Genomic DNA, 12,596 nt, shown 5'->3' on the forward strand with positions numbered 1-12,596 from the left:
TGGCTATTGATTCGTAAAAACCGCCTTTATAGCCCCAATAAACCGGTTTTGCTATTCTTCCTTTTTCTGCCCGATTGCCCATGACTATTGCTCCGCTTAAGGTACTGATGCTGGGCTGGGACGCGCCCGCCGGAGCGGAGGCGACTCCGGCCACTACGGCCGCGCTGGTTTCGGCGCTGGCCCCGCACGCGGCGCTCACGCTGCTGCTGCCGCATCTGCCCGAGCCCATGCACCTGCCGGCCCCCGCCACCGCCACCGGCCTGGGCAACCTCACCGCCGAAGAGCTGGCTTTGGCCGACACCCATTTCAACGCCCCCCATCCGGAAACCTGGCAGTCGCCGATGGCGCCTTACCTGGGCGCCACGGTGGGCACGGAGGCAACTGGCCCGGCCACGCCAGCGGCGCCCTACATCGGCAGCAGCGAGGCCGCGCCAGCCGCAGCCCTAGGGCCAGACGCCGCGGCCGAACCGGCTTCGGCAGATACCGCCCAGACCGCCGAAACAGCTACCCTGCTCAACGCCGACGCCTTTGCCGCCGATGAAGCCGAGCCGGACGCGCAGGAAGCCGCCGCCCTCGACTTTACGGAGTTGGCTGGCGCCGAGCCAGAAACCGCAGATCAGGAAGGGGCGCCGTATTCTGAAACGCTTGCGCCCACTGCTCCCGTGGCAGCCATCCAGCCGGCCCCGGCGGCCGCGCTGGTCGGCCCGCAGTCGGTGCTGACCGTTGCGCTGGAAGCGTTGCGCACGCCGGCCGTTTCCGATGCCGACCTGAACTTCCGCGTGATTCAGTACGCCCGGTTTGCCACGCGGCTGGCCGCCAGCCAGGAGTTTGCGGTGATTTATGCCGCCGACTGGCAGGCGTGGCTGGCCGGCCTGGAGCTGCGGCAGCTGACCGGCAAGCCGCTGGTGCTGCACGTGCACAGCCTGGCCCAGGACCGCAACACGGCCGCCGACCGGGGCTGGGTGCTGGAGCTGGAGCGCCTAGCGTTGCGCCGCGCCGACCTGGTGCTGGCGGCTTCCTCAGCCCTGGCCCTGCGGGTGCTGGAGCTGCACGAGCTGCCGCCACAGCGGGTCCGCCGCTTGTCGGCCGCCGCCGCACAGGACCCGGCCCGCCTCGCCGAAGCCATTCTGGCGGCGCTTCAGGAAGTGGCCCCGGCGTAGCAGCACTGGCAGGTGGCGGACGGCAGATAGCCGGCGCTAGTGTACGGAGCGCTACCTTTGCAGCCGCTGGCCGCCCGGAGCGGCCAGCGGCTTCTTTTTGTATTGGCTGGCCGCCGCATCTTCCCTTCTTCTCTATGTCTGATTCGCAGGAACAGGTTTTTGATACCACTTTAGAGCTGCATCCGACCGATGGCGGCGTGTTTCTCTTCGTGCCGTTCAGCGTGCCCGAGGTGTTCGGGCAGCGGGGCCAGGTGCACGTGCGCGGCACCCTCGACGGCTTTCCGTTCCGGTTGCCGCTCACGCTTGACGAGGACGGCCACCACATTCTGGCCGTGAACAAGCAGCTGCGCAACACCATCGGCAAAACCTGGGGCCTGCCCGTGCACGTCACGATGATGCCCGACACCGACGAGCCCGGCTTCGTGGTGCCCGACGACCTGGCCCGCGCCCTGGAGCGCACCGGCCTGCGCCCCGCCTTCGACCAGCTGGCCTACCCCCACCGCCGCGAGTATGTGCAATGGGTGGAGCGCGCTAAAAAGCCCGAAGCCCGCCAGCGCCGCATCCAGGACGTGCTGGAAGGCGCCGAAGCCGGCAAAAAGCTGAAGTAGGCGGTTAGCTGACCGGCCGCTGGCCCCGGTCTGCGCCGACGCAGTCGGCAAGACCGGTGGCCGCCAAACCGTCCCGGTCTCCGACCGGAGGACGCGCAGCGGCCAGCCGGAACCGCGCCGCTAAAACAGCAACTCTACCGGCAGCAGCACCTCCAGCCCCGCATACTGCGCGGCACTGCTGTACACGTAGTCTTCGGCGCGGTAGCAGATCCCGGCCCGCACTGGATTCTGGTGAATGTAGTCGAGCCGCTGCCGGGTCATGGCTTCGGTGGTCAGCTCCACGGCGTGGCTGTCGTTTTGCCACACCTGCACGTAGGTGTTGTCGGGATTGAAGCGGCCCTCGCTGGTAAATATCCATTCCAGCCACTTGCGGCGGCTTTCCTGCTGATTGGCATGCAGCATCCGAAACAGATTCCGGGAGGTGAACTTCTTGAAATCCCTCACGAAGTCTGATAGCGCTGCCCCCTCAGCCGCCCGCGCAATCAGGTGCAGATGATTGGTCATCAGGCAGTAAGCGAACAGCTCCAGTCCCTTCTTCTGTTGGCAGAAGCGTAGGCTCTCAAGGATAAGCTCTTTGTAAGCCGGCCGGGTGAAAATGTCAACCCAGCTGACGATAGTGAAGGTGAGGAAATACAACCCTTGCTGATTCCGGATTCTGTACGCCATCGTATTATAAATCAGAAGCCCACGCTAATGTAGCGTGGGCTTCTGATTTATAATACTGCACGGCTGGCGCGGTTCCGGCTGGCCGCTGCGCGTCCTCCGGTCGAAGACCGGGGCGGTGGGGCGGCCACCGGTCTACGCGGCAAAGCCGCTCAGACCGGGGCCAGCGGCCTACACTAGCGAGATGCTTCGGCTGCGCCTCTGCATGACGGTCTATTTGCTTCTCTGTTCTACCCTACCCGCATCAGCACCAGCGCGGTGCGGCTCGTGACGTAGAGGCTCAGCTTGTCGATGCCGTCTTCCTCGAAGGTTTCGTAGGTCAAGGACGTATCCACGCGGTTGTGGCCGCCGAACTCGGGGGCGTCGGTGCTGAGCAGGATGCGGTAGTGGCCGGAGTGCGGCACGAAGAAGTGGTAGTCGGGGATGCTGCGGCTTACGTGGAAGTTGAACACGAACAGCAGCGAGCCCCGCTCGAACACCAGCACCTGGTTGTCGGTGTCGATGTTGAGCTGGTGGGCGGCAGGGTGCGCCAGCAGGTGCTGCTTGCGGGCCAGGTGTAGCTGGGCGTGGTCGAAGGCGGCCAGCTGTTGGAACTTCAGGTCGGGGTTGTCGGCGAGGCTCCACTGGCGGCGGGCGAAATGGTAGCTCCAGTCGTTGCCCTCGCGCGGGAAGTCCACCCACTCGGGGTGGCCGAACTCGTTGCCGATGAAGTTCAGGTAGGCCTCGCCACCCAGCGCCAGCGTGAGCAGCCGGATGAGCTTGTGCAGCGCCACGCCCCGGTCGGTGATGGGGTCGGGGTCATCTTTGTGCATGTGCTCGTAAATGGCCTTGTCGAGCAGCCAGTGGGCCAGCGTCTTGTCACCGACCAGCGCTTGGTCGTGGCTTTCGGCGTAAGCCACGGTTTTCTCGCCGGCGCGGCGGTTGGTGAGCGTGTGCCAGAGCTCGTGCAGGTTCCAGTTTTCGTCGCGGGTGTGCTTGAGCAGCTTGATCCAGTAATCCGGAATGCCCATGCCCAGGCGGTAGTCGAAGCCGATGCCGCCCTCACTGATGGGGCGGCACAGGCCGGGCAGGCCGCTCATGTCCTCGGCGATCAGCAGAGCGCCTTTCTTCAGCTCGTGTACCAGCGTGGTGGCCAGCTGCAGGTACAGTATGGCGTCCTCGTCGGCCTCCGGCCCGAAATACTGGTCGTAGGAGCTGAACGCCACGCCCTCGCCGTGGTGGTGGTAGAGCATGCTGGTGATGCCGTCGAAGCGGAAGCCGTCGAAGTGGAACTCCTCCAGCCAGTAGCGCAGGTTGCTGAGCAGGAAGCGCTGCACTTCGGGCTTGGCGTAGTCGAACAGCTTGGAGTCCCAGCCGGGGTGGTTGCCGCGCGGGCCTTCGTGGAAATACTGGTCGCCGGAGCCGTCGAAGTCGGCCAGGCCCTCGGCCTCGTTTTTCACGGCGTGCGAGTGCACCACGTCCAGCAGCACGGCCAGGTGGCGCTTGTGGGCTTCGTTGATGAGATACTTCAGGTCTTCGGGCGTGCCGAAGCGCGACGACACGGCAAAGAAATTGGCCACATGGTAGCCAAACGAGCCGTAATACGGGTGCTCCATCACGGCCATCAGCTGCACGCAGTTGTAGCCGCCGGCCTGAATGCGGGGCAGAATCTGGTCGGCAAACTCGCGGTAGGTGCCCACGCGGCCCTCCTCAGTGGCCATGCCCACGTGGGCCTCATAAATCAGCGGCTCCTTGACGTGGTTGTGTACCCGAAACTTCTGGTCGGTCCAGGCGAAGGGCGTTTCCGGCCGCCAGACCTGGGCCGCGAAGTCGTGGCTGTGCTCGTCCTGCACGGCGCGGCGCACGGTGGCGGGCAGGCGGTCCTTGGCGCCGTGGGCGCTGCGCACGTGCACCTTGTAGCGGCTGCCGTGCGTGAGACGCTCCTTGTACTGCTTGTCAGCCAGGAAAATCTCCCACACGCCGTCGGGCTGACGCTGCAGGGGCGTAGCCTCCCGATCCCAGCCGTTGAAGTCGCCGATGAGGAACAGGGCCTCGGCGGCGGGCGCCCACTCGCGGTACCAGTAGCCGCGGCGGCGGGCGTCGTAGTTGAGGCCGAGCTGCTGATGGGCAGTGGCAAACTTGCTCAGCGAGCCGTATTCGCTTTGAATTTCCTGCAGGCGGTCGTCGAGGCGCTGCAGGCGCTGGCGCAGTACGGGTTCGTAGGGCGTCAGCCAGGCATCTTGCTGCACCAGCGGCAGATGCGGCGTTTTCAGGGCCGGGACAAGCATTTCAGGAGCCATAGCGCGGTAGTTTATTTCGGTCAAATCTACTGATGTAACGCGAAGTTGGGTTATCCGGCCACTGCCGGGCGAACTTTGTGGCCGGGCCAGCCAGCCGGCAACCCGCGGCGGCAAGTTCGCGCTATGCCAGTCAAACCCCAGTTAATCTGCTTTACCTTGCCGCTTATGAAGCGTATTTTTCACTCGCTGGCGCTGCTGGCCCTCGCTGCCTGCTCCACCACTCCGCCACAGGCGGCCCCCGACACTGCCACGCTGGCCGCCCCCATTCCGGACGGCACGCCCGTGGTGGCCGATAAAGCCATGGTGGTGTCGGCGCACCCGGAAGCCACGCGGGTAGGCGTGGACATCATGCGCCAAGGCGGCAACGCCTACGACGCGGCCGTGGCCGTGCAGTTTGCGCTGGCCGTGGTGCTGCCCGTGGCCGGCAACATCGGCGGGGGCGGCTTCCTGCTTTACCGTGGCGCCGACGGCCAGGAAGGCGCGCTGGACTTCCGCGAAACTGCCCCCGCCGCCGCCACGCGCGACATGTACCTCGATGCACAGGGCAACCTCATTCCGGACCTGAGCACCCTGGGCCACCGCGCGGCCGGCGTGCCCGGCACCGTGGCGGGCATGGTGGAGCTGCACAAAAAGCTGGGCAAGCTGACCTGGGCGCAGGTGGTGCAGCCCGCCGTCGACCTGGCCGCCCAGGGCGTGAAGCTCACCGAAAAGGAAGCGGCTGGCCTGAACCGCACCCGCGCCGATTTCGCCCGGTTTACGCCCGGCAGCTCCTACCTCCGGCCCACGCCCTGGGCGGCCGGCGACCTAATCCGGCACCCCGACCTAGCCGCCACGCTGGGCCGCATCCGCGACCAGGGCCGCGCTGGCTTCTATGAAGGCGCCACGGCCGACCTGATTGTGGCCGAAATGCAGCGCGGCCAGGGCATCATCATCAAAACCGACCTGGCGGGCTACCAGCCCAAGTGGCGCACGCCGCTGCACGGCCAGTACCGCGGCCACGACGTGCTGACGTTTCCGCCGCCCAGCTCGGGCGGGGTGGCGCTGCTGCAAATGCTGCAGATGTTGGAGCCAAACGTGAATCTGCGCGGACTAGGATGGCACTCGCCGCAGGCCACGCACTGGATTACGGAGGCCCAGCGCCGCGTGTACGCCGACCGCGCCACCTACCTCGGCGACCCGGATTTCGGCAAGGTGCCGGTGGCCCAGCTACTCGACAAAAAGTACAACCAGGAGCGGATGCGCACCGCCCAGCCGCGCCGCGCCACGCCCAGCGCCCAGGTGGCGGCCGGCTCCGGCTTGCCCGCATACGAGTCGGACCAGACCACGCACTACAACATCGTGGACGCGCAGGGCAACGCCGTGAGCTGCACGACGACGCTGAATGGCGCCTACGGCAGCAAGGTGGTGGTGGCCGGGGCAGGCTTTATCCTGAACAATGAGATGGACGATTTCAGCAGCAAGCCCGGTGTGCCCAATGCCTACGGGCTGGTAGGAGGCACGGCCAACGCCATTGCGCCCGGCAAGCGCATGCTGTCCTCAATGACGCCGGCCATCTTCACCAAAAACGGCAGGCTGGCTCTGGTGGTGGGCACGCCGGGCGGCAGCACCATCATCACCAGCGTGCTGCAGGCCAGCCTCAACGTGCTCGACTACGGCATGAACGCCCAACAGGCCGTGGCCGCGCCGCGCCTGCACCACCAGTGGCTGCCCGACCAGATTGACGTGGAAGCCGGCGCCCTGCTGCCCGCCGCCGAAGACACGCTCCGCGCCCGCGGCTACGTACTGAAACCGCGCAACGCCTGGGGCCGCGTCGAGGTGATTCGGGTGCTGCCCGGCGGCAAGCTGGAAGGCGGCGCCGACCCCCGCGGCGACGACACGGCGGCCGGGTATTAGCCTGAAAACCAATGCGGCGCTTCAGCCTGATAACGCGGCAACAGGTGAAGCCAAGCTGCAGAACTAAAGCACCATTTCGGGATTTTCTGAAAACGTAAAAAGGCTGCTCCAGCAATTGGAGCAGCCTTTTTACGTGTTGACGCAGTGTCGCTTAGCCTTTCAGCGACGTAGCGGCCGAGCTCAGGGTCTGGCTGAGCTGCTGGAGCTTGGCCTGGGCGTCGGGCGTGGCGCTGGCGGCGGCTTTGGTGGTGTGCTCACCCAGCGTCTGCAGCGACTGGCTGATCTGGCTGCCGTCGCCGCTACCAATGGCGCTTTTCAGGTTTTCCAGCTCCGAGGCAATGGCGCTCAGCTCGGGGCTACCGGCGCCGTTCAGGGTGAAAATCCAGCTGTCGATGTTGCCGCCGGCGGCCGGAGCCGCAGCGCTCAGGCCGCCACCGAGGGCCTGCAGGGTAGCGTCGAGTTGGGTGGTGCCGGTTGATGAGGTAGAATCCATGGTAGTAGGGGTTTGGTTGGTGAGATTGAACAGGCCTATTACCTACCTAAGGCTTCAATGTTGATTATCAATTATTTGAACAAGCATTCCTGAAACATATCTGCCCCCCGATGGTGCAGCCCCCAACAGGCCCTGCGTTGGGATTGGCCCGCCAAAGGCAAGGCCGGCCTCGCTCCCACAGGAGCAAGGCCGGCCCGAATCTTACACCCATCTATTTTATTATCAAAAAATTAACACTGACCACTTACACCATTTTCAGGTTGCCGGCGGCGGTGATGAGCGTCTGGCCGAGGTGGCGCAGCTGGTCGCCGGTGCCGTCGTGCAGGTCGCGGGCTGTAAGGGAGGTGTGCTCGCCGAGGCGCTGCAGGGAGGCGGCCATGGCGGGGCGGTCGTCGCTCTGCACGTGGGCGCGCAAATCGCGCAGCTCGCTCTGGATGCCCAGCAGCGCCGAGCCGCCGAGGCCGTCGAGGGCCTGAATCCAGCTGTCGATGGCGCCGAGGCCGGCCTCTACGGGGTGTTTGCCGGGGTGCGAGAAGGTGTCGTAGATGTTCTGGATGGTTTCTTCGATGCGGGATGCGTGGTTCATGGCGAAGGCAGGTTAGAAGGTGGCCGGATATTTCAGCGTACGCAAGGCGCCGCCGGGCGTTCCACAGATTCAGCTGGCGGCAGCGGCCCAAGGCGGTTGGGTGGGCGCCGCCGCCCCTATCTTGCGGGCCAAACTCTGCACTTCATGCCTACATTTTTCCGCTGCGGGTGGCCGGTGCTGCCGCTGTTGCTGCTGGCTTTTGCCCGTCCCGCTCACGCCCAGCATGCCGGCGGCTCTTCCGTACAGGCCGACCCGTTTCGGCGGCCCGAGGCGGCGCTGCGGCCCCTCGGCCGCTACCAGTCGCACAGCTACCAGCGCGGCCTGCTCACGGTTCGCAGCACCGAGGGCGGCACGCTGCGGGTGCAGCCCTGGGCCGCCGGCGTGGTGCGGGTGGAGTATTTTCCGGCAGGCACGGCCGTGCAGAGTCTGCCGTCTGTGAGCGTGGTGCAGCCGCCGGCCGAGTGGTTTGCGCCCTTCATGCACCATGAGGGGCCCGAGCCCGGCCTGCCGGCGCAGGCTTACCTGGATTTTGAGAACGGCTACGTGCGCGCCACAGCCGGGCAGCTCACGTGGCCAATCGACCCTAGCATCACCGTCATCATCGAGAAAAACCCGCTGCGTGTGCGCTACCAGCGCCCGGGCGCAACCGTGGTAGCCGACGCCGACGGCGTGTTCCGGCACCCGGCCGCGGGCCCCGACGCGCCGGGCGGCACGGGCGTATCGTTTCAGCTGCAGCCCGATGAGCACCTCTACGGCACCGGCTCGCGCGCTTTGCCCCTCGACCGCCGGGGCCGCCGCCTGCGCCTCTACAACGAAGCCCACTACGCCTACCAGAACGGCGAGCCCACGCTCAACGTGAGCTTGCCGACGGTGGTGAGCAGCCGCGGCTACATGCTGCTGTTCGACCACCCGGCCGCCGCCACCCTCGACCTAGGCGCCACCCGCCCCGACGTGCTGGAGTACCGCAACGAGGGAGTCGGGAGCCTCTGCTACTTCCTGATTACGGGCGAGTCGTACGCCCAGCTGCTGAGCCGCTACACGCTGCTCACCGGCCGGCAGCCGCTGCCGCCGCGCTGGGGCCTGGGCCTGATTCAGAGCCGGTTCGGGTATAAATCAGATACGGAGATGGAGCAAGTGGCGGCCCGCATGCGGCGCGAGGGGTTTCCGCTGGACGCGCTGGTGCTGGACCTGTACTGGTTCGGGGGCACCACCCGGCAGGGCGACCTGGACTGGGACTACCGGCACTTCCGGCAACCCGCCCGCATGATGCGCCGGCTGGACTCGGCGGGCGTGAAAACGCTGTTGATTTCCGAGCCCTACGTGATGCGCACCTCCCGCAACGACGCCGACGTGCGCCGCCTGGGCCTCGTGGGCACGCACGCCGACGGCTCGCCCTACACCGTGGAATCGTTCTGGGCCGGACCGGCCACCATCCTCGACATGGACCGCCCCGAAACCCGCGCCTGGCTCTGGAGCTACTACCGCCGCCGCAAAGCAGAGGGCGCCGCCGGCTGGTGGAGCGACCTGGGCGAGCCCGAAAACCACCCCGCCGACATGCAGCACCTGCGGGGCAGCACCCGGCAGGTGCACAACGCCTTGGGCCAAGCCTGGGCGGGCATTCTGCAGGAAAACTACCGCCGCGAGTTTCCGCAGGATCGGCTGTTCAACCTGGCGCGCTCGGGCTGGGCCGGCATGCAGCGCAACTCGGTGTTTCCGTGGTCCGGCGACGTGAGCCGCTCGTGGGCCGGCCTGCAGGCGCAGGTGCCCGTGATGCTGGGCATGGGCCTGGGCGGCGTGGGCTTCATGCACTCCGACGCCGGCGGCTTCTGCGCCGGCCCCACCGACCCCGAGCTGTATACCCGCTGGCTGCAGATGGCCAGCCTCGGCCCCATCCTGCGCCCCCACGGCGAAGGCGTGCCGCCCGAGCCCTACTGGTGGCCGGAACCTTACAAGAGTATCGTGCGCCGCTACACGCACCTGCGCTACGAGCTGCTGCCCTACCTGTATTCGCTGGCCTGGGAAAACAGCCAGACCGGCACGCCCCTGGCGCGCCCGATGAACTTCGGCCCCACCTATCTGCTGCCCGAAGCCGTGGAGGCCTCCAACCAACCTGCAGGCTTATCAGCGGAGGAAATTGCGGCTGGCTTCTCCGAAGATGTTGGCCCGGGCCAAAGCGCCGACCCGGCAGTTTGGAGCTGGCGCACCGCCACGCCCAGCGGCTGGGGCGACAATATTCTGCGGGAGCGGCAGCAACAGGCCTTCGAGGCCGGCAATACGCCGGCCCTGGCCAACGTCAACGACCAGTTTCTGCTGGGCCCGAACCTGCTGGTGGCGCCGGTGCTGCAGCCTAGCCAACGCCGCCGCAACGTGGTGCTGCCCGCTGGCAGCTGGGTTGATTTCGACACGCAGCAAACTTACGCCGGCAGCCAGACCGTGAGCGTAGCCGCGCCGCTCAGCCGCCTGCCGCTGCTGGTGCGTTCCGGCGCCTTCCTGCCAATGACGCCCTATGTGCCCACCACCGCCCGCTACCACCCCGACAGCCTGCGCGTGCGCTACTACGCCGACCCTGCCGCCGGCCGCAGCACCTTCACGGTGTATGACGACGACGGCAAAACGGCCACCGTGGCGCACACCGGCGCCTACACGCTGCTGGCCTTCAGCGGCCTCACCACCGCCACCCAGGCCGATATCCGGGTGGTGCCCGGCGGCCAGAGCTACCCCGGGGCCCCCACCCGCCGCCACATCGAGCTAATGATTCCCCGCGTGGCGGCCGCTCCGGCAGCGGTGCTACTCAACGAGGCGCCGCTGCCGGCCACAGCCTGGGCGTTTGAAGCGGCCACCAACACCCTGCGCCTGCGCTTCGAGCTGGCGCGCGAGCCCGCCACAGTATCGGTGCGCGGCCTGCGCCTGCATACCACCCCCACCGCCGCCCTGCCCGAGCCGCTGACGCTGGAAGCGCCCGACAACCGCACCTTCGCGGGCCGCACCACGCTGCGCTACACCGTGCACCACGCCACCCACCCCGATACGCTGCGTATTCTCGACGCCACAAGCCGCCGCGTGCGCAGCCTGCCGGCCGCCACCTCGCCCGGCACCCACGCCCTCGTCTGGCCCACCGACAACGACCAGCGCAAGCCGGTGGCCGGCGGCGTGTACTGGGCCGAGCTAGCCGGCCAGCGCCAGCGGCTGGTAGTGTTGCCTGAGTGACATGAAAGTCCGAGTGGTGAGCTGCCCGCGAAGTGGCCCGGTGCATAATGGCAAGATGCTGCCAGCACGATGTAGAGACGCAATATTTTGCGTCTCGTCGTTGAACGACTGGGAGTGTGAGGCTATAACAACCTCAGCAACGACGAGACGCAAAATATTGCGTCTCTACATCGTACTCAAACCGCTTCTTATTTCCGCCTACTTCGCCGCTTCGGCCAGTACGTCGAACGTGAGCTGGAACTCGTTGCGGATGGCGTAGGAGCCCAGGTTCTGGAAGAAGCTGGTGGAGTTGTGATTGATGCCGAACTGGGTGCGGTCGAGGGTGGCGGTGCCGCGCAGGCGCAGGCGGCCGTCGGGGCGGCGCTCCAGCTGCAGCGGAAACTGCACGGGCCGCGTGACGCCGCGCAGCGTGAGCTGGCCGCGGGCCTGCCCCTGGCCGAATTGCTGTAGCACGAAAACGGCCGTTGGGTATTTGTCTACGTCGAAGAAATCCGCGCCGCGCAGGTGCTCGGCCAGCTGGGCCTGCTCCTGCGCGATGGTGCGCATGTCCACTTCCAGACGGGCCTGGCGTAGGGTGCGGCCGTCGTAGAGGAAGCTGCCGCGACGGAGCTGCACGGTGCCGCTGGGGGCGTAGGTGCCTACTTCGGCGTAGCCGGTCCAAGTGAGGGCGGCGGGCAGCAGCTGGTAGGAAATAGCGGCGGGCTGGGCGGCGGCCAGCACGCAGAAGGTCAGGAAGGCGAGGAGAAGTTTCATGGTTTCGGGGGAGTATATGGGTAAGCTGGTGGGCAGTGGTGCCACGGGTTGCCGAAGGCCTCGTTGTACCACTATCGTTGAACGACCACCGGCGGCGCCGTTCAACGGTGGAGGTACCACGGGGACACCTGCAGTGACGCTTGTGGCCGATGCGCGCCGTTCAACGGTAGTGGTCCACGAGGCCTTCGGCAACCCGTGGCACCACAGGGCTAGCGCACGGTGGCTTCGGTTTCGAGCAGGCCGAGGCCTTTGTAGAGTTTGCCGGCTTTGTCGCGGGCCAGAATGTACCAGAGGGCGTCGCCGCCGTAGAGCTGGCGGGCGCTGTCGGCGTAGCGGTAGTTTTTGGCGAAGGTGTAGGTGCGGCCGGGCTGCAGGCGGCCGCCGGGGCACTGGAATATCTCGGCAAACTGTGCGGGTGTCTCTGCCATGTTCTGCTTCCAGCCGGTTTCATCGTACCAGATAAAGCTGCCGCACTCCACCACTTCCAGCTCGCCCACCTCAGAGCGCAGCAGGGTGCTGTGCTTCCAGAGGAAGGCGCCGGGCTTATCGGGGTTGAGCTCGGGGTAGTTGGGGTTGGGCGTGTGCCAGAGCGTGAGGCCCACCGGCACCTGCCGCAGCTTGTCGGGCAGCACGCGGGTGTGGTCGGTCCAGGCGGTGGCGGGGGGCGTGGTCTGGGCCAGCAGCGGGGCAGCCGGGGCGGCAAGGTCCAGCAGGAGCAGCAGCGTCTTCATGGGTCGTTCGGGGTTGATGAATGACCCAAAGGTGGCCGTCCGGCTCACCCCAAACGCCCCGAATCCGGCTGCGGGACGCCCCACATCATGATGTGGGCGCTATTGGTACTGTCATTGCGAGGACGAAGGACGAAGCAATCCTTCCTCTCTTTTGAGCTAAACAACCCTAATCGAAAAGCCCTCCGGCAGTAGGTTGCTAACCTAGTGCCGGAGGGCTTTGCTG

10 protein-coding genes are annotated in these 12,596 nt (G+C 66.5%); 4 read left to right on the forward strand and 6 right to left on the reverse strand.

The genetic code is table 11. From position 1 onward, the window contains the following. Window positions 1-80: 80 nt before the first annotated feature. Both O9Z63_RS11500 and O9Z63_RS11505 read left to right on the forward strand, forming a co-directional pair. Window positions 81-1,160 carry a glycosyltransferase family 4 protein gene (locus tag O9Z63_RS11500; RefSeq protein ID WP_270125365.1) on the forward strand — a complete coding sequence of 360 codons (1,080 nt, stop codon included), beginning with the start codon at window positions 81-83 and terminating at the stop codon, window positions 1,158-1,160. A gap of 134 nt (window positions 1,161-1,294) precedes the next feature. Then, window positions 1,295-1,768 (forward strand): YdeI/OmpD-associated family protein, encoded by a 474-nt coding sequence (locus O9Z63_RS11505; RefSeq protein ID WP_270125366.1) that lies wholly within the window; start codon window positions 1,295-1,297, stop codon window positions 1,766-1,768. 120 nt (window positions 1,769-1,888) lie between these two features. On the opposite strand, the gene O9Z63_RS11510 is transcribed toward O9Z63_RS11505, so the two are convergent. Continuing rightward, entirely contained in the window at window positions 1,889-2,434 is a 546-nt protein-coding gene (locus tag O9Z63_RS11510) for an REP-associated tyrosine transposase (protein ID WP_270125367.1), read from the reverse strand. A gap of 227 nt (window positions 2,435-2,661) precedes the next feature. Continuing rightward, complete coding sequence (locus O9Z63_RS11515; RefSeq protein ID WP_270125368.1) at window positions 2,662-4,710, reverse strand: alpha amylase C-terminal domain-containing protein; 2,049 nt, start codon at window positions 4,708-4,710, stop codon at window positions 2,662-2,664. A gap of 165 nt (window positions 4,711-4,875) precedes the next feature. On the opposite strand from O9Z63_RS11515, the gene ggt reads away from it, so the two are divergent. Further along, window positions 4,876-6,603, forward strand: coding sequence for a gamma-glutamyltransferase (gene ggt, locus O9Z63_RS11520; protein WP_270125369.1), 1,728 nt, complete (start codon window positions 4,876-4,878; stop codon window positions 6,601-6,603). Between the two features lie 151 nt (window positions 6,604-6,754). Here ggt and O9Z63_RS11525 read toward each other — a convergent pair whose 3' ends face one another. Further along, window positions 6,755-7,096 (reverse strand): hypothetical protein, encoded by a 342-nt coding sequence (locus O9Z63_RS11525; protein WP_270125370.1) that lies wholly within the window; start codon window positions 7,094-7,096, stop codon window positions 6,755-6,757. A gap of 244 nt (window positions 7,097-7,340) precedes the next feature. Then, window positions 7,341-7,682, reverse strand: a complete 342-nt coding sequence (locus O9Z63_RS11530) for a hypothetical protein (protein ID WP_270125371.1) — start codon at window positions 7,680-7,682, stop codon at window positions 7,341-7,343. 144 nt (window positions 7,683-7,826) lie between these two features. Between O9Z63_RS11530 and O9Z63_RS11535 the strand changes: the two genes are divergently transcribed. Further along, window positions 7,827-10,889, forward strand: coding sequence for a TIM-barrel domain-containing protein (locus O9Z63_RS11535; protein WP_270125372.1), 3,063 nt, complete (start codon window positions 7,827-7,829; stop codon window positions 10,887-10,889). 198 nt (window positions 10,890-11,087) lie between these two features. Here O9Z63_RS11535 and O9Z63_RS11540 read toward each other — a convergent pair whose 3' ends face one another. Together O9Z63_RS11540 and O9Z63_RS11545 are read right to left on the reverse strand one after the other, a co-directional pair. After that, complete coding sequence (locus O9Z63_RS11540; RefSeq protein WP_270125373.1) at window positions 11,088-11,642, reverse strand: YceI family protein; 555 nt, start codon at window positions 11,640-11,642, stop codon at window positions 11,088-11,090. 209 nt (window positions 11,643-11,851) lie between these two features. After that, on the reverse strand, window positions 11,852-12,457 hold the full coding sequence (locus O9Z63_RS11545; RefSeq protein WP_270125374.1) for a hypothetical protein: 606 nt from the start codon (window positions 12,455-12,457) through the stop codon (window positions 11,852-11,854). Window positions 12,458-12,596 lie beyond the last annotated feature (139 nt).

The organism is Hymenobacter yonginensis, from assembly GCF_027625995.1.
GTDB classification, from domain to species: Bacteria; Bacteroidota; Bacteroidia; order Cytophagales; family Hymenobacteraceae; genus Hymenobacter; species Hymenobacter yonginensis.

What these genes read in the sequence shown, in the direction of transcription:
- O9Z63_RS11505 (WP_270125366.1), top strand. Translation starts at nt 1,295, where the DNA reads ATGTCTGATTCGCAGGAACAGGTTTTTGATACCACTTTAGAGCTGCAT.
- O9Z63_RS11500 (WP_270125365.1), top strand. Translation starts at nt 81, where the DNA reads ATGACTATTGCTCCGCTTAAGGTACTGATGCTGGGCTGGGACGCGCCC.
- O9Z63_RS11525 (WP_270125370.1), bottom strand. Translation starts at nt 7,096, where the DNA reads ATGGATTCTACCTCATCAACCGGCACCACCCAACTCGACGCTACCCTG.
- O9Z63_RS11540 (WP_270125373.1), bottom strand. Translation starts at nt 11,642, where the DNA reads ATGAAACTTCTCCTCGCCTTCCTGACCTTCTGCGTGCTGGCCGCCGCC.
- O9Z63_RS11535 (WP_270125372.1), top strand. Translation starts at nt 7,827, where the DNA reads ATGCCTACATTTTTCCGCTGCGGGTGGCCGGTGCTGCCGCTGTTGCTG.
- O9Z63_RS11530 (WP_270125371.1), bottom strand. Translation starts at nt 7,682, where the DNA reads ATGAACCACGCATCCCGCATCGAAGAAACCATCCAGAACATCTACGAC.
- O9Z63_RS11510 (WP_270125367.1), bottom strand. Translation starts at nt 2,434, where the DNA reads ATGGCGTACAGAATCCGGAATCAGCAAGGGTTGTATTTCCTCACCTTC.
- O9Z63_RS11515 (WP_270125368.1), bottom strand. Translation starts at nt 4,710, where the DNA reads ATGGCTCCTGAAATGCTTGTCCCGGCCCTGAAAACGCCGCATCTGCCG.
- ggt (WP_270125369.1), top strand. Translation starts at nt 4,876, where the DNA reads ATGAAGCGTATTTTTCACTCGCTGGCGCTGCTGGCCCTCGCTGCCTGC.